The organism is Mucilaginibacter sp. GW821-FHT07G05 (assembly GCF_059418565.1).
Genome location: NZ_JBWKQC010000006.1, coordinates 317,612 through 342,122, shown reverse-complemented (window position 1 = coordinate 342,122; position 24,511 = coordinate 317,612). Strand labels below are relative to the sequence as shown.

Annotated in this window: 17 protein-coding genes; 6 read left to right on the top strand and 11 right to left on the bottom strand. The window is 45.7% G+C overall.

The annotated features are described in order from the left end of the window. The first annotated feature begins 68 nt into the window (after positions 1 to 68). The 5 genes from AC07NA_RS17205 to AC07NA_RS17185 all read left to right on the top strand — a co-directional run bounded on the left by AC07NA_RS17205 (position 69) and on the right by AC07NA_RS17185 (position 5,122). Positions 69 to 1,079: a DHH family phosphoesterase gene (locus AC07NA_RS17205; RefSeq protein ID WP_345210922.1), complete on the top strand. Its 1,011-nt coding sequence runs from the start codon at positions 69 to 71 to the stop codon at positions 1,077 to 1,079. Between the two features lie 2 nt (positions 1,080 to 1,081). Then, a complete protein-coding gene (locus AC07NA_RS17200; protein ID WP_494898838.1) occupies positions 1,082 to 2,050 on the top strand; it encodes an FKBP-type peptidyl-prolyl cis-trans isomerase in 969 nt (322 codons plus the stop codon). A gap of 66 nt (positions 2,051 to 2,116) precedes the next feature. Continuing rightward, a complete protein-coding gene (locus AC07NA_RS17195) occupies positions 2,117 to 3,121 on the top strand; it encodes an FKBP-type peptidyl-prolyl cis-trans isomerase (protein ID WP_494898836.1) in 1,005 nt (334 codons plus the stop codon). A gap of 173 nt (positions 3,122 to 3,294) precedes the next feature. Then, positions 3,295 to 4,062 (top strand): TatD family hydrolase, encoded by a 768-nt coding sequence (locus tag AC07NA_RS17190; protein ID WP_494898834.1) that lies wholly within the window; start codon positions 3,295 to 3,297, stop codon positions 4,060 to 4,062. 40 nt (positions 4,063 to 4,102) lie between these two features. Further along, positions 4,103 to 5,122, top strand: a complete 1,020-nt coding sequence (locus tag AC07NA_RS17185) for an asparaginase (RefSeq protein WP_345210926.1) — start codon at positions 4,103 to 4,105, stop codon at positions 5,120 to 5,122. Positions 5,123 to 5,191: 69 nt separating this feature from the next. On the opposite strand, the gene AC07NA_RS17180 is transcribed toward AC07NA_RS17185, so the two are convergent. Further along, positions 5,192 to 5,923, bottom strand: a complete 732-nt coding sequence (locus tag AC07NA_RS17180; RefSeq protein ID WP_345210927.1) for a GntR family transcriptional regulator — start codon at positions 5,921 to 5,923, stop codon at positions 5,192 to 5,194. Positions 5,924 to 6,226: 303 nt separating this feature from the next. Between AC07NA_RS17180 and AC07NA_RS17175 the strand changes: the two genes are divergently transcribed. Further along, a complete protein-coding gene (locus AC07NA_RS17175) occupies positions 6,227 to 8,500 on the top strand; it encodes a GH92 family glycosyl hydrolase (protein WP_494898832.1) in 2,274 nt (757 codons plus the stop codon). 230 nt (positions 8,501 to 8,730) lie between these two features. Here AC07NA_RS17175 and AC07NA_RS17170 read toward each other — a convergent pair whose 3' ends face one another. From AC07NA_RS17170 to AC07NA_RS17125, 10 genes are all read right to left on the bottom strand, one after another. Continuing rightward, positions 8,731 to 10,140, bottom strand: coding sequence for a hypothetical protein (locus AC07NA_RS17170; RefSeq protein ID WP_494898831.1), 1,410 nt, complete (start codon positions 10,138 to 10,140; stop codon positions 8,731 to 8,733). A 229-nt stretch (positions 10,141 to 10,369) separates the two neighbouring features. Then, entirely contained in the window at positions 10,370 to 11,110 is a 741-nt protein-coding gene (locus tag AC07NA_RS17165) for a heavy-metal-associated domain-containing protein (protein WP_494898829.1), read from the bottom strand. 84 nt (positions 11,111 to 11,194) lie between these two features. Next, positions 11,195 to 11,755: a helix-turn-helix domain-containing protein gene (locus tag AC07NA_RS17160; RefSeq protein ID WP_494898828.1), complete on the bottom strand. Its 561-nt coding sequence runs from the start codon at positions 11,753 to 11,755 to the stop codon at positions 11,195 to 11,197. A gap of 127 nt (positions 11,756 to 11,882) precedes the next feature. After that, positions 11,883 to 14,150 carry a beta-glucosidase BglX gene (gene bglX / locus AC07NA_RS17155; protein ID WP_494898827.1) on the bottom strand — a complete coding sequence of 756 codons (2,268 nt, stop codon included), beginning with the start codon at positions 14,148 to 14,150 and terminating at the stop codon, positions 11,883 to 11,885. A 29-nt stretch (positions 14,151 to 14,179) separates the two neighbouring features. After that, positions 14,180 to 15,961, bottom strand: a complete 1,782-nt coding sequence (locus AC07NA_RS17150) for a family 43 glycosylhydrolase (RefSeq protein ID WP_494898826.1) — start codon at positions 15,959 to 15,961, stop codon at positions 14,180 to 14,182. 7 nt (positions 15,962 to 15,968) lie between these two features. Beyond that, positions 15,969 to 17,324, bottom strand: a complete 1,356-nt coding sequence (locus AC07NA_RS17145; protein ID WP_494898825.1) for a glucoamylase family protein — start codon at positions 17,322 to 17,324, stop codon at positions 15,969 to 15,971. Between the two features lie 22 nt (positions 17,325 to 17,346). Continuing rightward, a complete protein-coding gene (locus AC07NA_RS17140) occupies positions 17,347 to 19,029 on the bottom strand; it encodes a glucoamylase family protein (protein ID WP_494898824.1) in 1,683 nt (560 codons plus the stop codon). 70 nt (positions 19,030 to 19,099) lie between these two features. Then, complete coding sequence (locus tag AC07NA_RS17135; protein ID WP_494898823.1) at positions 19,100 to 19,930, bottom strand: LamG domain-containing protein; 831 nt, start codon at positions 19,928 to 19,930, stop codon at positions 19,100 to 19,102. 18 nt (positions 19,931 to 19,948) lie between these two features. Then, positions 19,949 to 21,424 carry a RagB/SusD family nutrient uptake outer membrane protein gene (locus AC07NA_RS17130; protein ID WP_494898822.1) on the bottom strand — a complete coding sequence of 492 codons (1,476 nt, stop codon included), beginning with the start codon at positions 21,422 to 21,424 and terminating at the stop codon, positions 19,949 to 19,951. Between the two features lie 19 nt (positions 21,425 to 21,443). Further along, complete coding sequence (locus AC07NA_RS17125) at positions 21,444 to 24,437, bottom strand: SusC/RagA family TonB-linked outer membrane protein (RefSeq protein ID WP_494898821.1); 2,994 nt, start codon at positions 24,435 to 24,437, stop codon at positions 21,444 to 21,446. Positions 24,438 to 24,511: the final 74 nt, after the last annotated feature.

The window sequence follows — 24,511 nt, the reverse complement described above, 5'->3', positions numbered from 1 at the left end:
TTTTTGTATTTAAATAAAGGTAATCTATTTGATAAAAATAATTATGTTTGCAATCTTTTTGAATATTGATGTTAGATTTATCCGCGCTTACCGAATTACTGGCTCAACCACGTAGAATTGTGATCACTACCCATCATAAACCTGATGGCGACGCGATGGGTTCTTCGCTGGGTTTGTACAATTATTTGATACAGCTTGGCCACCATGCCAAAGTAATAGCGCCTTCTGATTATCCCGATTTTTTAAGCTGGATGCCCGGAAATGAAGAGGTGATCATCTACACAGAAAACACACAACAATCTGAAATTTTAATAGCCGAAGCCGAACTGATATTCTGCCTTGATTTTAACGCGTTGAACCGCATTAACGAAATGGGCGAACTGGTAAGGCAAAGCCCCGCGGTTAAGGTAATGATAGATCATCACCTCGATCCGGAAGATTTTGATGATTTTCGCTATTGGGATATCAACGCCTGCGCCACCGCGCAACTGGTGTATACCTTTATAGTTGATGCCTTAAACAGCAAACACCTTATTAATAAGGATGTGGCCAGCTGCCTGTATACCGGTATCCTTACCGATTCGGCATCGTTCCGTTTACCAAAAACCACTGCCGAGGTACACCGCATAGCTGCCGACCTTATTGAGGCCGGTGCCGTTAACTGGCGCATACAAGAGCTGGTGTACAATAGCTCGTCAGAAAACAGGCTGCGTTTTCTGGGCCATTGCCTGGCAAATAAATTGGAAGTGATTGACGAATACAATACGGCCATAATTTCCGTTACTAAACAGGAGATGGATCAATATCATTCAGTTACAGGCGATACCGAGGGCATAGTTAACTACGCGTTATCAATAAGCAATGTGCGTTTGGCGGCCTTTATTGTTGAACGCAGCGATGCTGTAAAGTTATCATTACGCTCAAAAGGGGAGTTTCCGGCAAACGAGATCTGCAAAAAATACTTTAGTGGCGGCGGTCACCGCAACGCGGCCGGCGGACGGTCGGAGTTACCGCTGAACGAAGTTGTTGAATTATTTAAATCAATTTTACCAAACTATAAAAAGTTATTAATACAATAGAAATGAACAAAAAACTGATGTTTTTAGCGCTTGCTGCTATCGGACTGGCAAGTTGCAACGGTGGATTTAAACAAGGGTCGGGAGGTTTGCTTTACGATATTCATACTGATAAAGATGGTCCTGCCATTAAAGAAGGTGACTTTGTTAGCTTAAACATGACGCTTAAAACTGAAGGTGATTCAGTATTGGGCAGCACTTATGATATGGGTCGCCCGGCACCGCAGCTGATACAAAAACCACAAAGCAAAGCCGATTTTACTAACGCTTTATTATTATTAAGCGAAGGCGATAGCGCTACCGTTAAAGTAAATATCGATTCGGTAATACCTAAAGGCCAGCCAAGGCCACCTGCAATTAAAGGTAAATATGTTATCTACCAAATTAAGGTTGAAAAAGTAATTGCTAAGGGCAAACTAAGCGACCAGGTATTTAACGGCCGTATTTCTGATTACATGAAACAACAAACCGATGCTGTTAAAGCCAAAGAGCCTGCCATCATCGATAAATATGTAAAAGAAAAAGACCTTAAAGTTACCAAAACAGCTTCAGGCTTAAACTACGTGATCACTAAACCAGGCAGCGGTCCTGTTCCGGTTGTGGGTGATACCGTTGAGGTAAATTACACAGGTACATTACCTACAGGCAAAGTATTTGATACAAGCGTTAAAGAAGATGCTGTTAAAGCTAAAATTAACGATGGTATGCGTCAGTACGCGCCAATCCGTATCCCTGTTGGCGAGCATAAAGTAATTCAAGGTTGGGATGAAGGCTTGTTGTTGTTAAACAAAGGCGCTAAAGCAACTTTCGTAATTCCATCGAGCCTGGCTTATGGTGAGCAAGGTGCACAAGGCGTTATTCCGCCGTTTACACCAATAATATTTACTGTTGAAGTAATAAATATTATTAAACCAAACCCTAATGCTCCAAAACCGGCTGCACCTGCTATGTTCCAGGCTCCAGCTAAAAAATAATTGAACGTTTCAAAATTTTAACAAAGCCTTCCTGAACCCAAAACTCAGGAAGGCTTTTTCGCACCCATGAAAAAGAATATTTTAATTTTAGCATTGCTTGGCCTGGCAGCAGGCGCCAATGCGCAAGCCCCGCTGCGTACACCTAAAGGTGCCAGCTACACCGTAGTTACAAAAGGCACCGGCGAAAAGGTGAAGCTTGATGATGTACTTACTTTTGATGTAATTCAAAAAAACGATAAAGATTCAACATTATACAGTACCTATAAAATAGGTAAGCCGGTTAAGGCGCAGGTTACCGCGTCGCAAAACGTGGCCGACCTGATGGAGCTGTTCCCGCTGCTTACTGTGGGCGATAGCGTTGTGGCCAAGGTGCCGGTTGATAGCGTGTTTAAAGGGCATGAAGATCAGATGCCGCCTGTGTTTCAAAAAGGGGGTAATATTGTTTTCAATATTAAAATACGCAAAACCCAACTGCTTGCCGATGCTATTGCCGAACGCAACGCCGAGGGCGAAAAGCTAAAACAAAACGAAGGTGTTGAAGCCGCTAAATACATTGCCGATAACAAATTGACGCCGGTTACTACCGCGTCGGGTTTAAAATATATTATTACCACGCCATCAGCAAAACGTAAACCGCTTGTGGGTGATACCGTTCTGGTAAATTATACAGGCCGTACACTGGCCGGTGTAGTATTTGATTCGAGCGTGGCGGCAGAAGCCGCTAAAGCTAACCTTAGCCAGCCAGGCCGTAACTATGAACCTTTTGAGGTAGTACTTGGCCAGGGCAGGGTAATACCGGGTTGGGAAGAAGCGTTATTGCTGCTTAATGAAGGTGCTAAAGCTAAAGTGATCATTCCATCGGCCTTAGCCTACGGTGAACGTGGCGGAGGCGAAGTTATTAAACCATACAGCACATTGTTATTTGATATAGAGCTGGTAAAAATAAAACCTGCTAAACACGTAAAGGCAGTGCCTGTAAAAGCGAAGCCGGGTGCAAAGAAGGCGCCTGTTAAAAAGGCTGCTGCTAAAAAAAAAGCAGCCCCCAAAGGAACTCTAAACAAAGCAATGTAGAATTACCGCCGCCAACAGAGAAAGAACTTAACGAAGTAAATGTGGGCGAAGTAGAAATGAAGCATTGATTGAGTTTGCAATTACCTGCTGCTAAAAAAACAGTAGCAGGTAAAAAGAAAAACTAATTATAGAGCCTTCTGCATAAAATCAGAAGGCTTTTTTATTTTTGCCGCATGGTGTTAACTGATACACATACCCATCTGTACTATGAAACAGATACTGATAAGCGGGCGGCGTTGATTGAGCGGTGTAAAGAGCATCATATTGAAAGGCTTTTTTTACCCAATGTAGATACCGATTCTATACCGCTGGTATTTGATCTGGTGAATGCCTATCCCGATCTGTGTTTTCCGATGCTGGGCGTGCACCCCTGCGATATTAAGGAGAACTGGGAGCAGGAGCTGGATAATGTACACCAGGCCATCGCGCAGCATAAAATATACGCCATAGGCGAAATAGGGATTGACCTTTACTGGGACAAAACCTTTTTGAAAGAGCAGGTCATCGCCTTTAACCGGCAGATAGCCTGGGCAAAAGAGCTAAAGCTGCCCATTGTGATACATTGCCGCGATGCCTTTGATGAGGTGTACGAGGTATTACAGCAACAGGCCGATGAAAACCTGCGCGGGATATTCCATTGTTTCGGTGGTACGGTTGAGCAGGCCAACAAGATCATCGATCTTAATTTTTACCTGGGCATAGGCGGCGTAGTTACCTACAAAAACTCGGGACTGGATAAAGTGGTGGCAGAAATTGACCTGAAGCATATAGTTTTAGAAACAGATTCTCCGTATCTTACCCCCACCCCGCACCGTGGTAAACCAAACGAAAGCTCATACTTAATTTATGTAGCGCAAAAACTGGCAGATATTTACAATGTAAGCCTGCAAACGGTAGCCGATATAACAACACACAACTCAAAGCTGATTTTTGGCGTATGAGTTTTATAGTAACGATTAAACCTAATATACAATAACATTAATGAGCCAAATACTGATCATCTATACCGGAGGGACAATAGGTATGATGAGCGACCCAATAACAAAGGTGCTCAAACCCATCAATTTTGAACAGATAATGGATAACGTTCCGGAACTGGAACGTTTGAACTGCAAAATAAAGGTACACTCTTTTGATACGGTGATTGATTCATCGAACATGAACCCCGAAATATGGGGCGATCTGGCGCGCCTGATCGAAAAAAATTACGATACTGTTGACGGTTTTGTGGTACTGCACGGTTCTGATACCATGTCGTACTCGGCATCGGCATTAAGCTTTATGCTGGAAAACCTGGCCAAGCCGGTAATATTTACCGGGTCGCAACTACCTATAAGCGCGGTACGTACCGATGCCAAGGAAAACCTGATGACGGCCATTGAGCTGGCCAAAGCCAAAAAGAACGACCTTGCCCGTGTGCCCGAGGTTTGTATCTATTTTGATTATAAGCTTTTCAGGGGAAACCGTTCGTTCAAATACAACTCATCAAAATTTGAGGCATTCCGTTCGCCGAACTATCCTATACTGGCCGAATCGGGGGTGCATTTAAAGTTTAGCCTTAACGATATCAGGCAGCCATCTGATGCGCCTATGGTGGTGCACAACAAGTTTGAGAGCGAAGTTGCCGTACTGAAACTATATCCGGGTATTAGCCCTAAAGTGGTTGAAACCGTGCTGACCTCTGATGTGCGGGGTATTGTAATGGAAACCTTCGGTGCAGGTAACACTACTACCGATGCCTGGTTTATCGATCTGCTTAAAAACGCTATCGATAGCGGCAAGGTGATTTTGGATATATCGCAATGTAAGGTGGGTACAGTTGAACTTGGCCGTTACGAAACCAGTAAGCAGCTGAAAGACATCGGCGTAGCCAATGGTTACGATATGACCTTTGAAGCCGCTGTAACCAAAACCATGTACCTGCTTGGCCAGTATGATGATCCTAAACAGGTAAAAGAATTATTAGAGCAGGATTTGCGCGGCGAACTAACCGTATCCTGATAAAACAAAAAGGGCAATAAACATTATGCTATGTTTATTGCCCTTTTACTAAGCAAAGCCTTAATACAATTACTCCCTGCGGCTCTCTACAGTATATACAAAGCCATCGGCACGGTAATAGCCCAAATTGTATTCTATAGGGCGGTCGGCCTGGTCGTAAACAAAGCGTTTACGTACCAAAATTGGGCTACCTATTTCGGTATCCAGCTTGCCCGATAACAACTTATCTGCCGCGCGCGCGCTGATCTCCTCTTTTGATAACTGCGCTACCACCATGTGTTCTTTCTCCAGTACTTCGTACAAAGGGCGGGTAAAATCCTCTTCGCCGGTAAGGCCAACACGCGGGTGAAAGTAAGATATAAAGTAAACGAATGGGCCTTCGCTGCGGCCGCGTAAGCGTTCAAGCTTAAGTATTTTCTTGTCGGTTTTTATTTCAAAAAAGTTAGCGATCTTCTCTTCGGGGAAAACCCAGCTTAAATGCAGTTCAAAATTCTTGATAGGAATGCCCCTGGCCTTCATTTCCTGCGAAAAGCTCAACCAGTTCATTGATTTTGAACTTACCGAGGGCTGTGCAACTTTTGTACCTACACCTTTTTTGCGCGTTAGCAAACCCTCGTATACAAGCTTGTTAAGCGCCTGGCGCAGCGTAGTACGCGAAATTGCCAGTTGTTTAGACAGGTTTACCTCGTTGGGCAAAAACTTTCCACCCTGGTACTGCGGGTCATCAATCAACTCGCGCAACAGGTTTTCTGCCTGTGTATGAAGCGGAATAGGGCTTTTGTGGTCTATTTTAAATTGCATAGCCGTTATTAGTATGTTAAGGTAAAATTAGGTAAATATGGTGTAATATGCGTATAAGTAGTATGTTAATTATACGCAATTTTTATAAACATTAAACCGGTTTTATTGATTACAAATATATGTAACTATGTACATACAATAATAGCTAATTTCAATAAATAAAACGTGTTGGAGTATAATTTATTGTATACTATAATCCATATCAATATAGCATTAATCCATTTTAATGCCCGGCTATACTCAATACATTTAGCGGAGTTTGAACTACTTACAAAAAGTTTAAACACCCTAATGTTAAACCTAATGATACGATCATTTAACAAAAAAGTTATGTTGCTGGCGTTGATATGCGCCGCCACGCAGGTGAATGCACAAAATGCGCGGTTAACCAATTATGTAAACCCGTTTATTGGCACGGGCGCGGTAAAGTCAAGCCTCTCGGGTAATACCTATCCCGGCGCTACGGTGCCTTTTGGTATGGTACAGCTTAGCCCCGATACCCGCGACGAACCCGATTGGGATGCCGCCTGCGGTTACGACCATAACGATACCTTTATTGCAGGCTTCAGCCATACCCACCTAAGCGGTACCGGCGTGGCCGAACTGTTTGATGTACTGTTTATGCCCATCACCGGCGAAATAAAAACCCGCGCGGGCGACAAGAACCAACCACACAGCGGTTACGGCTCGGCCTTCTCGCACGATCAGGAATCGGCCAGGCCGGGTTATTACCAGGTAAAACTGAAAGACCATGATGTAAATGTAGAGCTTACCGCCGCGGCGCATTCGGGTTTTCATAAGTATACCTTTCCGAAAGGGAAACAAGCCCGGGTGGTGATCGACCTTAACCACTCTATGAAAAAGGGTAACTGGGGCTGCCACGTAGTAAGCGCGCAGTTCCGGATGGTGAACGACTACACCATTGAAGGTTACAAGGTGATAACCGGCTGGGCTAAACTGCGAAAGATCTATTTTTATGCCGAATTTTCAAAGCCTGTAAAGGGTAACGACTTTGTTGACGGCGGCACGCAATACTTTAATCAAACCGTTATAAACGGCACCGACCTACGCGCCATACTTGATTTTGATACCGATGACAAACCGCTGCTGGCCAAGATAGGGCTGTCGGCTGTTAGCCCGGAGAACGCTAAGCTGAACCTCACTACCGAAATACCCGGCTGGGATTTTGATAAGACCGTTGCCGCCGTCGATGCGCAATGGGAGCAGGAGCTGGAAAAGATAAAGGTGCAAGGCACCCCCGATCAGATGCAGATATTTTACACCGGCCTTTACCACGCGTTTATACAACCCAATAACCTGGCCGATGTTAACGGCGACTACGTAGGTTCTGACTATGCGGTTCGTAACGATAAGAATGGATTTTACTCTACCTTTTCGTTATGGGATACCTACCGCGCCACACATCCGCTGTACACACTGATACAGCCCCAACGTGATGCCGCCTTTGTAAATAGCATGCTGCGCCAGTACGAAACCTACGGTTACCTGCCTATATGGCAACTTTGGGGGCAGGAAAATTACTGTATGATAGGTAACCATGCTATCCCCGTAGTAGTGGATGCCGTGCTGAAGGGCTTGCCGGGTATTGATGCCGAAAAGGCTTACGAGGCGGTAAAAAAATCATCAACTACAGATCACCCCGGTTCGCCGTTTAAGGTGTGGGAGCAGTACCATTACATGCCCGAAAACATCCAAACCCAATCGGTATCGCTTACGCTGGAAATGGCTTATGACGACTGGTGCGTAGCCCAACTGGCGAAAAAGCTGGGTAAAACGGAGGATTATCAGCATTTTATGGAACGATCAGCCTACTTCAAAAACCTGTACGATAAAAGCACCGGCTTTTTCAGGTCGAAAGATGATAAGGGGAATTTCATAGCGCCATTTAGTCCGCTGGAATATGGAGGTAATGGCGGCAACCCGTTTACTGAGGGCAATGCCTGGCAATACTTTTGGTATGTACCACAGGATATTAAAGGACTGATAGCACTTACCGGCGGCGAAAAGAATTTTGCAGCCAAGCTGGATACCTTTTTTACCCTAAGCAGCAAAAACAGGGAGGTAAACGGTAACGCGTCGGGTTTTATAGGGCAGTACGCGCACGGTAACGAGCCAAGTCAGCATGTTACTTACCTGTATGACTACGCCGGGCAGCCCTGGAAAACCCAGCAATATGTTAACAAGGTAATGACCGAACTGTACAACACTTCTTCATCAGGCTATTCGGGTAACGACGACTGCGGGCAGATGTCGTCGTGGTATGTTTTCAGTTCGATGGGTTTTTACCCGGTGAATCCAACAAGCGGCATCTACGCAATAGGTTCGCCTACAATGAAAAAGGCGGTGATGCAGGTAGGCGATAAAACATTTACGGTTACAGCTGCCAATGTATCGGCCAAAAACATCTACATACAATCGGCAAAACTAAATGGCAAAAAGTACAACCGGGTATATATTACGCAGCAGGATATTACCACAGGCGGTATCCTTGAATTTGTAATGGGCCCTAAGCCCAACAAAAGCTGTGGCGCTAAACCCGCCGACAGGCCTCAATAAATTAATGTCAGGTTTCTCTTTAAACAATGCAAACAGCCGCTCCGCGATGGATCGGCTGTTTTGCTTATGAGTAACTAATTATGTCATTTCCTTGCGCTCGTTTGCAACGAGTGCTTCATCTGGTCTTGCGTCTGCGACGCTTGGGGTGAAGAGGCGATGCAATCGCCCGCCTATGTTAAGCGCTCGTTGCAAACGAGCGCAAGGGGACAGGGAAAAAATCATAACCCCAACTACATCTTATGCTTCATCAGCATAGGCCGTATCTGTAAATACACCTGCCCGCTGATAGGGCTGTTGCCGTACAAAGGTTGCAGGTCACCTGCCGGGAGATTAATCGATGCCTGCAAGCCACCCACATACTCCAGCGGACCGGTATTGAAGAGTTTGCGGTTTGTACCCAGTGTAAGCTTATGTATGTTGAACAACCGCTCGCCGAACTGCTCTTCCAGCGCCAGTTCTTCGCTCGATTTTTGTACAAACTCATACCTGCCATAAATGGCCTGTTTGTTTAGCTGGCGTGTGCCTTCGGCTAAAAAGGAATGCTCGTTGCCGTGGCTGTGGTTCATGCCCCATATCAGTGCGCCGGTAAAGTATTTGCCATCATCAGTAACTGCCGATGAGTACAGTGCCGATGCCGAATATCGCCATACGTTTTCGTCGGGGTGCAGCAATTCCGGACTTTTAATATAACCCTGCGAAAACTGGAACGCCCAGGCTTTATCCGGATTGTAGGATAAGCGCCATGAGTAACTATCAAATCGCATCTTATCGAAATCGTAACGGTTCTCGTCGGGCTCGCGGCCGGTAAAGCTCGATCCTTCCAGCTTAAACTGATCAACCCGTACACCAATGGTAGCTACTCCGTAAGTAATGTGTGTGGCATCCTGCCAGTGGTGACCAAGCGGGGCATCGGGGTCGTTCAATGCATAAGTGCGGTGCATAAAGGCAGGCGCGCCGAGGGCTGGCTCGCCGGGATAACCGAAGTAGCCGAATACATCTACCGTTTTACTTAAACGCTGGGTGTAGCCAATGGTAAGGCCCGAGAAAAGATCGTGCGGGTGCTGGCGGTCAACCAGGGTTTGACCTTTATAGCTTTCACCCGATTGAAACAGCAGCGGGTAACCACGTTCGGTAACCGTAAGCGGATCGGCACTTAACATAGCACTAATGTTGAGCAAGCCGTTTTTACCCACCTGCCGGTTATACATGGCCATAAACCAGTTTGGAGCATCAAATTGTGAACCGCTGCGTGAAGTTTTGCCGTTTACCTGCTGGTTATTATAACGCAGAAAGGCGCTGCCGTGAAACATCCACATCCCTTTTTTGGTGTGTTCCATCAGCATATACATCGGCGTATTATCCGGCAACCATGATGTCCCCGACCCATTCCTGTTCATGGGCAACGATAGCGAGTAGGAGTGGTTCATACCCGGCATTGCCATGTTATGATCGTGCTTGCCGCTCATATCCATATTACCGATGTCCATGCCGTCCATATCGCTATGATCCATACCCTTCATGGTGGTGTCTTTTTTTACGCTGGTGGTATCCTTCTTTTTCATGTCCGTATGATGATCATGCTGCGCGAATGCCGCCGTGGCAAATAAGGATATTAATATAGCTGATAGTATTTTTTTCATTGTGGTGGTTTTATGTAATTGTTAAAATGCCTGGCTCTCTGTGTATTTTGTGATTAAAAACTCCCCCGCTCTCCGCGAAAATCTCCGTTTCCTCAGCGGTTAAAAACTTAACCTGTACATCGAAGAGGATACGTCCACTCAAGACAAAGTGAGATGAAGCTCTCTGTGTACCTCCGTGAAAATCTCTGTGTACTTTGTGGTTAAAACCTTCTTCTCTCCGGTTGAAAATCTAAAGCATAGCAATCAACATCACCGCACTCATCAAAATCATCATGCCATCCTCAATAATGGTAACCGTGCTCATGGGTAAATTAAAGCCCGTACCCAGGCAGGCACACTTTATTTTCTGTTTGTTGAACACGCTTTGCAGTACGCCGATAATGCTCACCGTCATCACCACAAACGTGATCACATTGGTAATAAAAGGCTCAAAATTTATGGCGTAAGCCAAACCCAAAAACAGTTCGATAAAAGCATAGATCAGTCCCCAGCCCCTGAACTTTTTAGCCACGATATCATAACTCGAATAACTATCGGCAAAGCCTTGCAGATCGAGCATTTTAAACATAGAGAAAGTAAGGAAGAAGCCGCTCATAAATACCGTCATGGCTTTCATCCAATGGAAGGTACCGGCGCTATACGAAGTAAATAAAGCTATTACGGTTACATACCCGAAAATGATAAGTATGGGTTTGTAAGTAGCCAGCCAGGTGCGGTTATCGGTTTCCTCTTCTATAAAAGTGGGGATATGCTGATGTGTTTGCGCTTCAGATAACTGGTATTTTGGGTAATCTTTTAAGGCATCCTTTAACGTGGGGGTAGGTATATGCTGTGCCATGGTAATATCGGCGGTGCCTTGCGGCAAATCGATAGCTACGCTGGTAACGCCCGGTATTTTCGATAGCAAGCCTTGTACCTTGGCCTGGCAGCCGGTACAGGTCATGCCGGTTATATGATAGGTGTGTGTCATTTTATCTGATGTAATTTAATGATACAAAATTACACCAGGCAGCCCGCCGGGCTGTTACACTATTTTGGGAATGAGTTGTAAGATTTACAGGTCTTCGATATTGATGCGCTTGTTTTGGTTAAGCGTTTTAAAGAAGGTAGGGGTAAGGCCGGTTTGTTTTTTAAACTGGTTTGAGAGGTAGGCTACGCTGCTATAGCCCAGCTTATCGGCAATTTCTGATAGGGTAAGCTCATCGTACCGGAGCAGTTCTTTTACCTTTTCTATTTTTTGGGCGATGAAGTATTTTTCGATAGTAGTGCCCTCCACTTCCGAAAAGAGGTTGCTGAGGTAAGTGTAATCGTAATTTACCTGTTGGGTAATATAGTCGGACAGGTTGATATTGCTGCTCTCCTCGGTATGATGAATAAGGGTTACGATGGCGTTCTTCACCTTTTCTATCATGCGGCTCTTGCGATCGTCGATAATCTCGAAGCCCAGCGCATTAAGCTGAATATCCAGATGGGTAACCTGTTCGGCAGATGGGGTGCCGTCTACCTCAACCTCGCCAAGTTCAACACTTAATGGCTGCATGCCGGCTTTTTCAAGCTCGTTTTTCACTGCCATTTTGCAGCGCGCGCATACCATGTTTTTTATGTAGAACTTCATGTTACAAAAGTATTTATTTTATGTAATGATAAGCTACTGCCGAAAAACAGCACAGCGTAAAATAAAAAATGCCCGGCTCGCGCCGGACATTCCCACTTTTATTAAACACCATTTAGAAAAGAAAAACTTATAAAAGCTTAAATGCAGCCTCCTTAACATCAGCAGAGCTGGTACCTATAAAGAGCTTGAAATCGCCCGGTTCGGTAGTATATTTCATGTTGATGTCGTAAAATTTAAGATCGTTATTGGTAAGGGTGAAGGTGATGGTTTTTGATTCGCCAGCCTTCAGGAAAACCTTTTGAAAGCCTTTCAACTCCTTCACCGGGCGGGTAACCGAACCTATCATATCGCGTATGTACAGCTGCGCGGTTTCTTCACCATCGTACTTTCCCGTATTGGTAATGGTTACCGTGGCTTGCAGGTTATCAGTAGCTTTAATAGCGGTTTTGCTTAGTTTAATATCGTTGTAACCAAAGGTGGTATAACTCAACCCGTGACCAAAAGCATACAGTGGTGTGTTTGGTATATCCAGATATTTGGAGGTATATTTTTCCTCGCTCATTGGGCGGCCGGTATTTTTCGCGCTGTAGTAAAGCGGTATCTGGCCTACGCTGCGCGGAAACGTCATGGTTAATTTGCCCGACGGATTGTATTTGCCGAAAAGCACATCGGTAATGGCATCACCGGCTTTGGTACCTGCAAACCAGGTTTCAACAATGGCCGCCATGTTATCATTTTCCCACTGTAAAACCAACGGACGACCGTTCATCAGTACCAGCACCACCGGTTTACCTGTAGCCCTTAAAGCCTTCAGTAAAGTTTGCTGGTTTTGCGGCAATGTAATATCACTGCGACTGGCAGCCTCGCCGCTCATGCCAAAGGTTTCGCCTACAAAAGCTACTACCACATCGGCATCCTTAGCGTTGGCAACGGCCTCGTCTATCATTTGTTGAGGCGTGCGGTTATCCAGTACAATTTCGGCGCCATGCGGGTTCAACTTATTAATGAGTTCCTGGTTATCCAGTACGTTGCAGCCTTTGGCGTAAGTGAATTTATTATCAGGATACTGCGCTTGCAGGGCATCCCAAAAAGTAACGGCTTTTTTCCAGTCGCCGGCACCGCTCCAGTTACCGATCAGGTCACGCTGATCTTTAACCATAGGGCCCACGAAGGCGATTTTTTGTCCGGCTTTCAGTGGTAAAGCGTTATCGTTTTTTAACAGTACGATGCTTTTTTCAGCGGCTTGCTTTGCCAAATCGAGCTTTTCGGCATTCATGATATTTTTTTGCGCACGTGCTTCGCTGATGTTGCGGTAAGGATCGTCAAATAAACCCAAACGGTACTTTGATTCCAGCACACGGCGGCAAGCCAGGTCAATCACGGCTACATCCAGCTTTTTGGCTTGTACCAGTTTTTTTAGCTGGGTGATGTACAGGTCGCTCACCATATCCATATCGTTACCGGCTACTAAAGCCAGTTTCGATACTTCGGCGGCATCGCCTACGCCATGGTTCATGAGTTCCATAATGGCGGTATAATCTGTAGCAACCATGCCGTTGAAGCCCCATTTTTTGCGTAACAGGTCGGTCAGTAACCAATGGTTGGCAGCAGCAGGTACACCGTTAATTTCGTTGAAAGAGCTCATTACCGTGGCCACGCCTGCGTCAACAGCGGCTTTGTAAGGCGGCAGGTAAGTTTCCATCATTTTGCGTTCGCTCATGTCAACCACGTTATAATCGCGGCCGGACTCAATAGCACCGTACAGCGCGAAGTGTTTTACACAGGCCAGCACGGCATCGTCCTTACGCAGATCGTTCCCCTGGTAGCCTTTTACCATGGCCACGGCTATTTTTGAGCCCAGCCAAGTATCTTCCCCCGAACCTTCAGATACACGGCCCCAGCGCGGATCGCGGGCAATATCCACCATTGGCGAGAAAACCCAGTTCAGGCCATCGGCAGTAGCCTCATCGGCAGCGGCACGGGCGGTTTTTTGTATCAGCGGCAAATCCCAGGTAGCGGCCAAACCCAGCGGAATAGGGAATATAGTGCGGTGACCATGAATTACATCATACCCAAACAACAATGGTATTTTAAGGCGCGATTTTTTCAGGGCCAGCTCCTGTAATTTGCGTACGGCTACAGGCGTGTAGGTATTGAACACACCGCCAACCAGGCCCTGTTCAATCTTTTCTTCCACACCCTGGCTTAAAATTGGGCCGGTTACATCAAACCCTATCGATGGCAAATTCAGCTGACCTATCTTTTCGTCGAGTGTCATCTTAGCCATTAAGCCTTTGATGTAGGCATCCATTTTAGCGTTTTTTGATGTTTGCGCCGTAGCCCCCAATCCCGAGACCACCAAACACGATGCGAGCACCACTTTATATAATTTCATAACTGTTGGTATATGTTATCTGTTAGTTTTTATTCTGCTTTAATTATTGCCGTACGTTTTGATACGCCGTTCTCGTTCACCGCCTCTATCCTAAAATAGTAGGGCAGGTCTTTATCCATCGCCTTAAAATAATATTCGTTGGCATTGTGCACCATGGTGCAGGTGTACAGCTTATCGGCCGCTATGCCGGTGTAAATGTTATAGGCATAGGCGTTATCCACCGGTTTCCATTTTAGCCAGGCGCTGCGTTTATCTTTTTCGGTACGTAATACCACAAACTCCTTCACGGTATCGGGCTTAGCGCCGCCGCCGTTACCAAATACCCGCAAACCGCTTATAGCGAATTTGCCGGTTGGGACATGCAGGTTTATGAGTTTTATGTAGCGTGCCTTAACCGGGGTGTTCAGCTCCACATAATCATGCGGAACATCCGTTTTATTGGCGCTTTTATCTTTGAGTATCTTCCAGTTCTTGTTATCGGCCGAGTACAATAGTTTGTACTGGTGATAGAATGGCTGTTTGGGTTTGCCCAGTATGGTAGCATCCTGATCGGCATAGTTGAGTTGTACCGCGTTAACGGTGCTTAGTCTGCCCAGATCTGTCGCTATCCATTCGCCCGGGTTGGCCGAAGCCGCGCTCCAGTAGGTTTTAATATTTTCGTCGACCGCGTTGTTGGCACTGTAACTGCCCAGGGTTGATGATACCGTTACGGGTTTATTATAGTTCAGCAGCATCCAGCCGGTGAAGGTGCCAGTAGCGTTATCGTTAGTGAATTTGTCGGTATTATCGGCATAAGGTAAATAATGCGGATAATCGCCGAAGGTAGTGTTGGTATACAGCACGCCATCCTTATCAAACCCGGCAGGCCACAAGCCAAGGCGGCGTTCAAAATTATTTTTTACCGCGATAACCATGGTTGACAGGTGCCAGTAGTTGTTGTATTTATCCTGAAAGGTATTGCCATGCCCGGCGCCCCTTGCAAAACCACCTGGTTTGTACGAGAATGGGTTATGCGGTTGTGGTGTAAACGGCCCTAACGGATTATCGCTTACCTGTACACCATCGCCATAGCCGCTAAACTCGGTACCGGGCGCGCCGTATTGCAAGTAATATTTGCCGTTGTGCTTGGTCATCCAGGCACCTTCCATAAACGGATCGAGGAAGGTATTATCCAGATACTCGCCGAAACGCTGCCAGCCGAATTTGGTATCGTTCAGTTTAAAAAGTTCTTTACGCTCGCCAATAGGGGCAAAGGTTTTACGGTTGATCTCGATGCCATATAGCGGATACGTATTGCTGCTGCCCCAGTACAGGTACAGGCGGCCATCGGTATCCACAAAAAAGTCGGGATCCCAGGCACCTACCATAAACGGGTCAACGGCTTCTTTCCACTCGTTGGCCTTAGGGTTGGTGCTCATCCATATCGGGAAGTTCTTCTCCTGTGTTGAACCGTAAACCAGCAAGGTATCACCCTGTACCCAAACCGCCGGAGCGCAAAGGTCATCATATACCTTATGGTATGGTTTAAGGAACGAACGCGATACGAATTTCCAGTTATACAGATCGCTGCTGTACCAGTAACCCCATTGATTGGTGCTGAACAGGTAATAATCGCCCTTGTAAAAAGTAATTACCGGGTCGGCAGTGGCGCGGTGCCTGCCCGCGGTTGAAAAATTAGGTATGGGCGTATAACCGTAATCGATATTGATAGGGTTGCAATAGGTAAGCTGCTTTTTTTGTGCCGATGAAGTACCGGCCAGCAAAAACAAACAACAGGCAATGCCTAAAATATGTAAGCAGGTTTTACGCATGGTAAGCTTAATTTTTCAGGTACGGGCTTTGGAAGTTCAGTTTCTTTAAACCGGCCTGTATTTCGGGGCAGCTCATAAATAAATTCCATAACAGGCCGGTACGGTGGTTCTCAATCATTACCACTATTGGCCCCTGATCAATAGCCAGGTACGATTTGCCATACCAGTTCTTGCTCTCGTTAAAGGCATCGGTAAAGCCGTAATCGCCCCAAATTTTATCGCCCAGGTCATAGTAAAAATGGCGCAGTGCCTGCATAGAATATTGCGGAGTATAGGCAAATGCCGATAGCGCTGCCGTTGGCGATATCACGCCCAGATCGTTTGTTGGTGAATGCGCGTTGTAGCCTTCGTGGTTATCGCTGGCGGTTAAGCCCCAGCAGTTTTCGCCGTAGCCTTTAAACTTTTTAGGATTATCTAAACAGTAAGCCCTGTTGATGAGCGTATGGTTAAGATTTTGCTCCCAGTAATCGGCATATTCATCCTTTAATCCTTTCGGACTTAACCCCAGGAAAGAATAATGGCTGAAGAACAATGGTCCGCCAAAATCAAAACCCAGCGGAAGTTTGATGCCGTAAAATGTTTTACCATTTTTAAAGAAATCGCTTTGTGCCCAGCCGCGATTGTAAATGCTGGCGCTCACCGGGTAACGTTCGGCCGATTCGGCCAGTATGTAGGTGATCAAACATTCGTTAAAACCACGCAGCGGGAAATTCATAGCCCAGCCATTATTTGGCGACCAGTGCCAGTACAAGTTATCCCTGCCTTCACGTGTATACCAATCCCACTCAATTTCGTTCCATAGCCCGCTTATGCGGCCACGCAGTTCGTTCTCTTTAGGGGTATTGGCGTTGTAGTACTGGCGTGCGGTTAATAATCCCTGAAACAGGAACGAGGTTTCAACCAAATCGCCGCCATCATCTTTACGGCCAAACGGAATGGTTTTACCTGTAGCGCCGTTTAACCAGTGCGGGAACACGCCGTGGTATGCATCGGCCTTGCTTAAAAACTTCACCATCTTTAGCATGCGATCTACCGCCTGCTCGCGCGGGATCCATTTACGATCGACCCCTACAATAAGCGCCATAATGCCAAAGCCGGTACCGCCGGTGGTAACCACCTCATCGCCATACTCATAAGCCACGTTACTGCGTTCGCGGGCGAGGCCGCTTACCGGGTGGCCAAAATCCCAAAAATAGCGGATGGTTTGGCGCTGCACCACATCAAGCAGGGCGCTGTCGGTAAGGTTTTTTATAACGCCGACGAGTTTGATAGCCGTTTCGGCCGGTTTGCTTGCTGCTTTGTTTTGGGCAAAGCTATAGCTTGCTGCTATGTATAGCAGGCTTGTTAGTATTAATTTCTTCATGCTAAATTCTTGCTAAGAACGCCTATAAATTCGGACTGCTAAATCCAATATCTTTCATGCCTTTTTTTACTTCGGGGCAACTCATAAACAAATTCCAGAGCAGGCCGCTGCGGTAATTTTCAATCATCACCATTATCGGGCCCTGGTCAATGGCTAAGTAAGAGTTGGCAAACCATGGTTCGTTCAGGCTAAACGCGTCGTAAAAGCCGTAATCGCCCCACATTTTGTCGCCCAGTTTGTAATAAAAGAACTTTAATGCCTTCATTGATTCGGCCGGTGTGTAAGGCATTGATGATATGGCCGCGGTTGGCGCTATCACCCCTACATCGTTCGCCGGCGAGCTGGCTGTGTAGCCGTTGTTAATATCGCTGGCGGTTAAGCCCCAGCAATCGGCACTGTAGCCGGTATAATTTTTAGGGTTGGCAACACAGTAATTATGGTTAATTAAAGTGTGCGCCTTTGTTTGTGTTTCGTAATTGGCATAAGCATCGGTTAAACCGTTAGGATTGATGCCTAAGAAAGAGTAATGCTCAAAAAACAACGGGCCGCCGCGTTCTTCGCCCAATGGCAACTGAACGCCGTAATAAGAAGCGCCGTTTTTTATAGCGCCGTTATTGGCCCAGCCGTTATCGTAAACAGTTTTAGGGATAGCATGCGTATTTGACGATGCCGCCAGCGCGTAAACAACCAGCGCCTCGTTCCATCCCCTTATTTGCATATTGATATCCCAGTTAAAGGTAGGGCTCCAGTGCCAGTAAAGCACGTTTTGGTTGTTTTGCCTGAACCAGTCCCACTCCACACCATCCCATAGGGTATTGATATCGGCACGAAGGGTGTTTTCGGCGGTGTTTGTACCGTTAAAATATTGGCGGGCCGATAAAAGACCTTCCATCAGGAAAGCGGTTTCAACGAGGTCGGCACCATTATCTTTTTCGCTGAAGGGCTGCACCGCGCCGGTAGCGCCGTTTAACCAATGCGGAAAAGCGCCATGGAACTTAACAGCCTTATCTTTTAAAAAGCCTACTATTTTTTGCATGCGTACCAAGGCATCGGCACGGGTAATAAAGTTACGGCTTGAACCTGCTATAATAGCCATTATGCCAAAGCCCGAACCACCTGTGGTAACTACATCGCCCGATGTATTGCGTTCGCGGGCGAGGCCGCTGGTTGGGTGACCAAATTCCCAGAAATATTTTAGGGTTTGCATTTGAACCAGGTCAAGCAGCGCGTTATCACTGATCTGCGGGAACTTGTCGGTGGAATCAATAGCCGTGGTTAAGTTAACTGTTACGGCCGATTGCAGGCTGCCATCTTTTGCAGATTTTAGCCCGGTAGACACCGATACGGTATATTTAGTTAAGTATTGTAAAGCTGCCGATGGTTTAATGATGACGGTTTTATCGCCATCCTCATAAGTAGCGGCATAGGTTACGTTAGTGCCGGAGTTGCTTTTAAAAGCGATGGCACTGCTAACCGATGTTTTGTTTAAAGCTTCGGAAAAAGAAATTTTTATTACGGGCGCTGTGTTAAGGTTAACATAAGTAAAACCACTGTTTACATTGTTTACCCGCAAGGCATCAAAGTTAAATGACGACGGCGTTACAGGCGGTGGTGTAACCGGAGCTGTAGTATCGTTACTCTTACTGCACGATGCCAACACGAACAAACAACAGCTATAAAAAAATATCCTTTTAACAAACATCATCAGTAAATGATTAAAAAGTTACCCACCCAACCAATAGGGCGGGTAACTGTAGAGAAAAAAACAATTTATATTACTTGCCCCGGCCTTCTAATTTTACTACCGCGTTAACTTCTGTATCGGTTAGCGCCTTGTTGTAAATACGTACTTCATCAAGGCTGCCTGTTAAATAGCTGGCCCAGTCTTGCTTGCCTGTTGATGAGGTTTGGCTTGGCGTAGTTTGAAACTGCACACAACCAAAAACCAGTTTACCAACATTGGCAAAAGCCAGGTCGCCGCTCAGGTTGGCTACCTTTTGGGTAGCTATTTTTGAACCGTTAACATACAGCTTGCACTCGGTACCATTGTATGATACACCTACGTTAACCCATTTATCAAACAGGTTTTGCACGTTATCAACAGCAAAAGTCCTGTCGTCACCGGCACCATAAAAGTGTATCCTCAGTTTACCATTTTCATTGGTGCTGCCGTTCTCAATAAATATTTCGAGGTTACCCCAAAAGCCATTGGTTTTTGCCAAGCTGAAAATACCTATAACACCGGTACTTGGCGGCGGCGTGTTTATCCACTCAGTTAGGGTAACGTTCTTCAGGTTTTTTACCGCGTCCGACGGATCGGCCAGTACGTAGCTGTTTAAAGCACCTTGCAAACCGCTGCCTTTAAGGCCGGCGGTGAACGATGTACCTGTAGCCACACCGGCTGTGTTTGAAACGCTGTCGATCAGGTTATCGCTGAATGTCCAGTGGGCAACAAGCGCGTCGGGCGCTACCTGGCTTGCCGCGGTATAACCGCTGATATCCAGCGGCGGCGCGTAGCTTTTAGGATCAAAATCCTTTTGGCACGATGATAACCCAAGCCCTGCTATTGCAAAGGCGGCTATCAAATATGTATTCAATTTTTTCATGTTAAATATCTTTAATAATTAATAGCCATCATTTTGAGTCAATACACCTGCTGCCAAGTCGATTTCGGTTTGCGGAATTGGCCACACCACGTTTCTGGCTTTCCAGCCTTTAGGGCCAAACACTTCAGCAGCGCGGCCCTGACGGATCACATCGAAATAACGATCGAACTCCATGGCCAGCTCTACCTGGCGCTCATGCCATATAGCATTGCGTAAAGCGGTTTTATCAGAAGTAGTCACTTTTGGCAAAATAGCATTGTTGCCGCCACGTGCACGTGCACGAACCAGCTCTAATGATGCCTGCGCTTTTGAAGCGTCGCCTAACTCGTTTGCGGCTTCGGCATTCATCAGCAATACATCAGCGTAGCGTATCACCCTAACGTTTTGGTCTTCACCCTGGTTTTGGATAAATGGCACGTTAAATGGCACGTATGATTTTTGATTGTACCTTGGGTTAGCGCCCACCAGCGGAATAGCATCACCTTCAGGAGTGGTTTCACCACGGAAAATAATAGTAGCATCTTCTCTTGGGTCGCCGTCTTCAAACGCGGCTACCAATGCTTCGGTTGGTACGTTAAACCCCCAGCCACCGGCAGATACTCCGGCAACGCCCTGTATTTGCGAATACTGGCTGTTTGATGCGCCGGCTATTTCAGGCAAACTTTTGCATTGAATTTCAAAAACAGATTCGCTGTTGTTTTCATTAGCTATCCTGAATGATTTTTCAAAATCAGGAAATAATGAATAGCCCATACCCATTACCTGGTTAGTATAGTTCAATACATCGGCCCATTTTTGCTGGTACATGGCCACTTTAGCATGTAATGCCAATGCCGCGCCTTTAGTTGCCCTGCCTATATCTGTTGATGGATAGCTTTGTGGTAAAACCGCTGCCGCGTCATTTAAATCCTGCTCAATTGCCGCCCAAATTTGCGCTTTAGGCGTTCTTGGCAAGTTATACTCGGTAGCATCTTTAGGTAAATGTAACCTTAATACCACATCGCCAAAAGCACGCACCAGTCTGAAATAGTTGTACGCTCGCACAAATTTTGCTTCGGCTATATAACGGTTCTTCAGATTGGCATCCATCGTTATGTTAGGAATGTTATCCAGCACCTGATTGCAAAGGTTAATACTTTGATACTGTCCGTTCCAAAAATCCTGGATCTGGCCTTCAGTAGCGGAAACCGTAAAGTTATCAAACGCGTTCATGAAGCTGGCATCACTTGGGGTACTGCCTTTTTCGGTTTCATCGCTTCCCAGGCTTTCAATGGCCATTGGCGCGAAAGCTGTTTGTTTCCACTCCCTTAAGTTTGCGTATATAGAATTTACGGCTTTGGTAGCATCCTCAGTGGTTTGAAAGAAAGCCTCGCTTTTTTCCTGCGCTTGCGGGGGTACATCCAAAAAGCTCTTTTTGCAACCCTGCGATGTTAATAGTATCACAAAAGCGCTTATACCAAGCGTTCTTGTTAAAATATATCTGTTATTAAACATGATTGAATATTTTTAATAGTTATAATGTAACGTTTACACCAAAGTTGAAAGTAGCGTATAATGGATATGCGCCATTATCAATACCCGCGTTTGTTGGTGCACCGCCAATTTCAGGGTTAAAGCCTTTGTATGAGAAGAAGTTAAAGGCGTTTTGCGCGTTGGCGTATACCCTCAGCTTTTTAATGAACCATTTGTTTGACATGATTGACGGCACTGTATAACCTAACTGTAAGTTGCGGATACGTAAGTAAGCACCGCTTTCAACAAAGAAGTTATTTGGCTTGTAGTTGTTGCCACCACCAATATTTGCCGAGGGGTAGGTAGTTGAAGTACCTTCGCCATGCCAGCGGTTGTCATAAAAATCTTTAGTAAAGTTTTCTGAACCGAAACGTAGGCCCTTGTTGGCATTGTATATATCAACACCGGCTATACCTTGCAGGTCAATAGCCAAATCGAACGCTTTGTAGTTGAATGATGTATTTAAACCATACAAATATTTAGGATTAGGGTTACCAATTATGGTACGGTCTTTAGCGTCAATTACGCCATCGCCGTTCAGGTCTTTAAACCTGAAATCGCCCGGTTTTGCATCAGCTTTTTGTGCCGATGATAATACTTCGGCATCGTTTTGGAAAACACCGTCAACCACTAAGCCATAGAACTGGCCGATAGGCTGACCCAATACGGTACGTGTACTTAACTGACCACCTGTAGCTGCCGCGCCGCCCGCGTAAATTGGGTTGGCACCGGTAATGGTTGATAATACCTTATTGGTATTAATGCTAAAGTTTCCGTTAATGTTATAAGTGAAATCTTTGCTGATAGTGCCGCGCCATCCGGCAGAAAACTCAAAACCCTGATTTTGGAAGGTAGCCTGGTTGCCAATAATGGTACTGCCCGACGTGCCTAATGAACCTAAGATAGGGATAGCAAAGATAGCCTGCTCAGTTTTCTTATTATAAAAATCGAACTCGAAGGTTAACCTGTTGCGCAGAAAAGCGGCTTCTAAACCAATATCGGTACCTACACCACGTTCCCAATAAGTAATTGGTGGAACAATGGTAGTAATATTTGCGCCTGTAGCTGGTACATTGTTATATATTGCGGTAAAGGCGGCGGTATTATTCACCGTTAGTACTGATAAATTGGCAGGCACAGATGCGTTACCTATTTTACCCCAACTACCTCTAAGTTTCAAGTTATCAAATATGTGCTGATCTTTCATGAAAGGCTCATTGCTGATTACCCAGCCTGCACCTACTGACGGGAAGTAACCCCAGCGCTGACTGCCTGTGAATTTTGATGAACCATCACCACGTAACGATGCGTTTAACAAATACCGGTCTTTAAACGAGTAGTTAACACGGCCGAAGTATGATTGATAGGTGCTTATATCGCCGCCATCGCTTATTGTTCTTGGTGTAGCGTTGCCTAATGTTAAGTAAAGGTCTGCATCGCTGGTATAAGGTACGTTTTGCGCGCCTGCAGCTATGTTATATGATTTATAACGTTGTGCCGACTGGCCTGCCAATACTGTTAAATGGTGATCGCCAAAAGTACGGTCGAACGTTAATGTGTTTTCCCAGATCCAGTTTCTCACTTCAGATCTTGAAACATTCAAATCGCTGATCTCATTGAACTGGCTTGATGTAGCTTTGTAAGCCGGGTTATAACCCAGTACTTCGGCCTGGCCAAACTCACCACCAAAACTGGTATGGAAAGTTAAATAATTGGTGAATTTAATATCGGCGAATACGTTACCTGTAACACGGTAGTTCTTTGATTTTTGGTTAAAGTAATCAAGTTGCGCCTTCGGGTTGTTGGTAGCATTACCAATAGGGAAATCGCCCGGATCGCCGTAAGAACCATCGTCATAAAACACAGGTACAATGGGTGCCGCGGTAAATGCTTTGTAAATTACGTCAGGCGAATCGTGCGAGCCGCTGCCTTGTAAAACGGCATTGTAACCTAATTTTAAAAATTTGGTAGCCTGAATATCCTGTTGCATGTGCACGGTTACCCTATCGTAATCGTTGCCTGTTACTACACCTTGCTGCTTTAAATAGCCTGCTGAAAAGCTGTACGATTGTTTTTCAGTACTGCCCGAAATGGTAACGTCATGTTTCATGGTGAAGGCATCACGTAATACAACGCTCAACCAATCGGTACCGCTACCAAACTTGGCCGGATCGGCAAAGGTTGGTGTGCCACCGTTAAGCTCGTTAATTAAAGTAGCGTACTCAGTACCATTAGCCAATTTAGGCTGATGGGTAACCTTTTGCCAGCCTGCATAAGCGCTGTAATTGATGCTGGTAGCACCTTTCCCTTTTTTCGTAGTGATCAAAACCACACCATTAGCTGCCCTAACACCGTAAATTGATTCACTTGAAGCATCTTTAAGTATGCTCATGTTCTCAACATCGTTAGGGTTTAAAAAGCTGATATCATCAAACCATACACCATCAACTACATATAATGGGTTGGCGTTACCATAAACGGTACCAAGCCCGCGGATACGTATGGTAGGCGACGCGCCCGGCGAACCCGAGTTGGTGATTTGCACACCCGCTACCTTACCTTGTAGTGAACTGATAGCGTTTGTTGACGCTTGCTTTGAAATTTCTTCGCCTTTTACTGATGCTACCGAACCTGTTACATCAAGCTTGCGCTGTGTACCGTAACCTACTACCACTACTTGTTGCAGTTCGTTGGTTTGGGCTACTAATTTAACATCGATGTTTGTTTTGCCGGCTACTGCTATGGTTTGTGTAGCGTAACCGATGTAGCTGATCGATAATTCGGCTGTGGGCGCGGCAGAAAGTGTAAAGTTTCCGTCGGGACCGGTTTGGGTGCCGGTTTGAGTTGATTTAACTGCGATGCTTACACCAACCAGGGTTTCGCCTGTTTTGGAATCTGTTACTGTTCCCTTTACGGTAATGTTTTGTGCAGATGCCCTGTTGATGAAAAGCAGACACAATAACCCACACAGTGAGATTGTAATTATTCTCTTCATAAAATGGTTAATTAAAAATTGGTTTTAACAATTGTGTTTTGTGTTACCAAAATTGAGAAGAGAATTGAGATGTT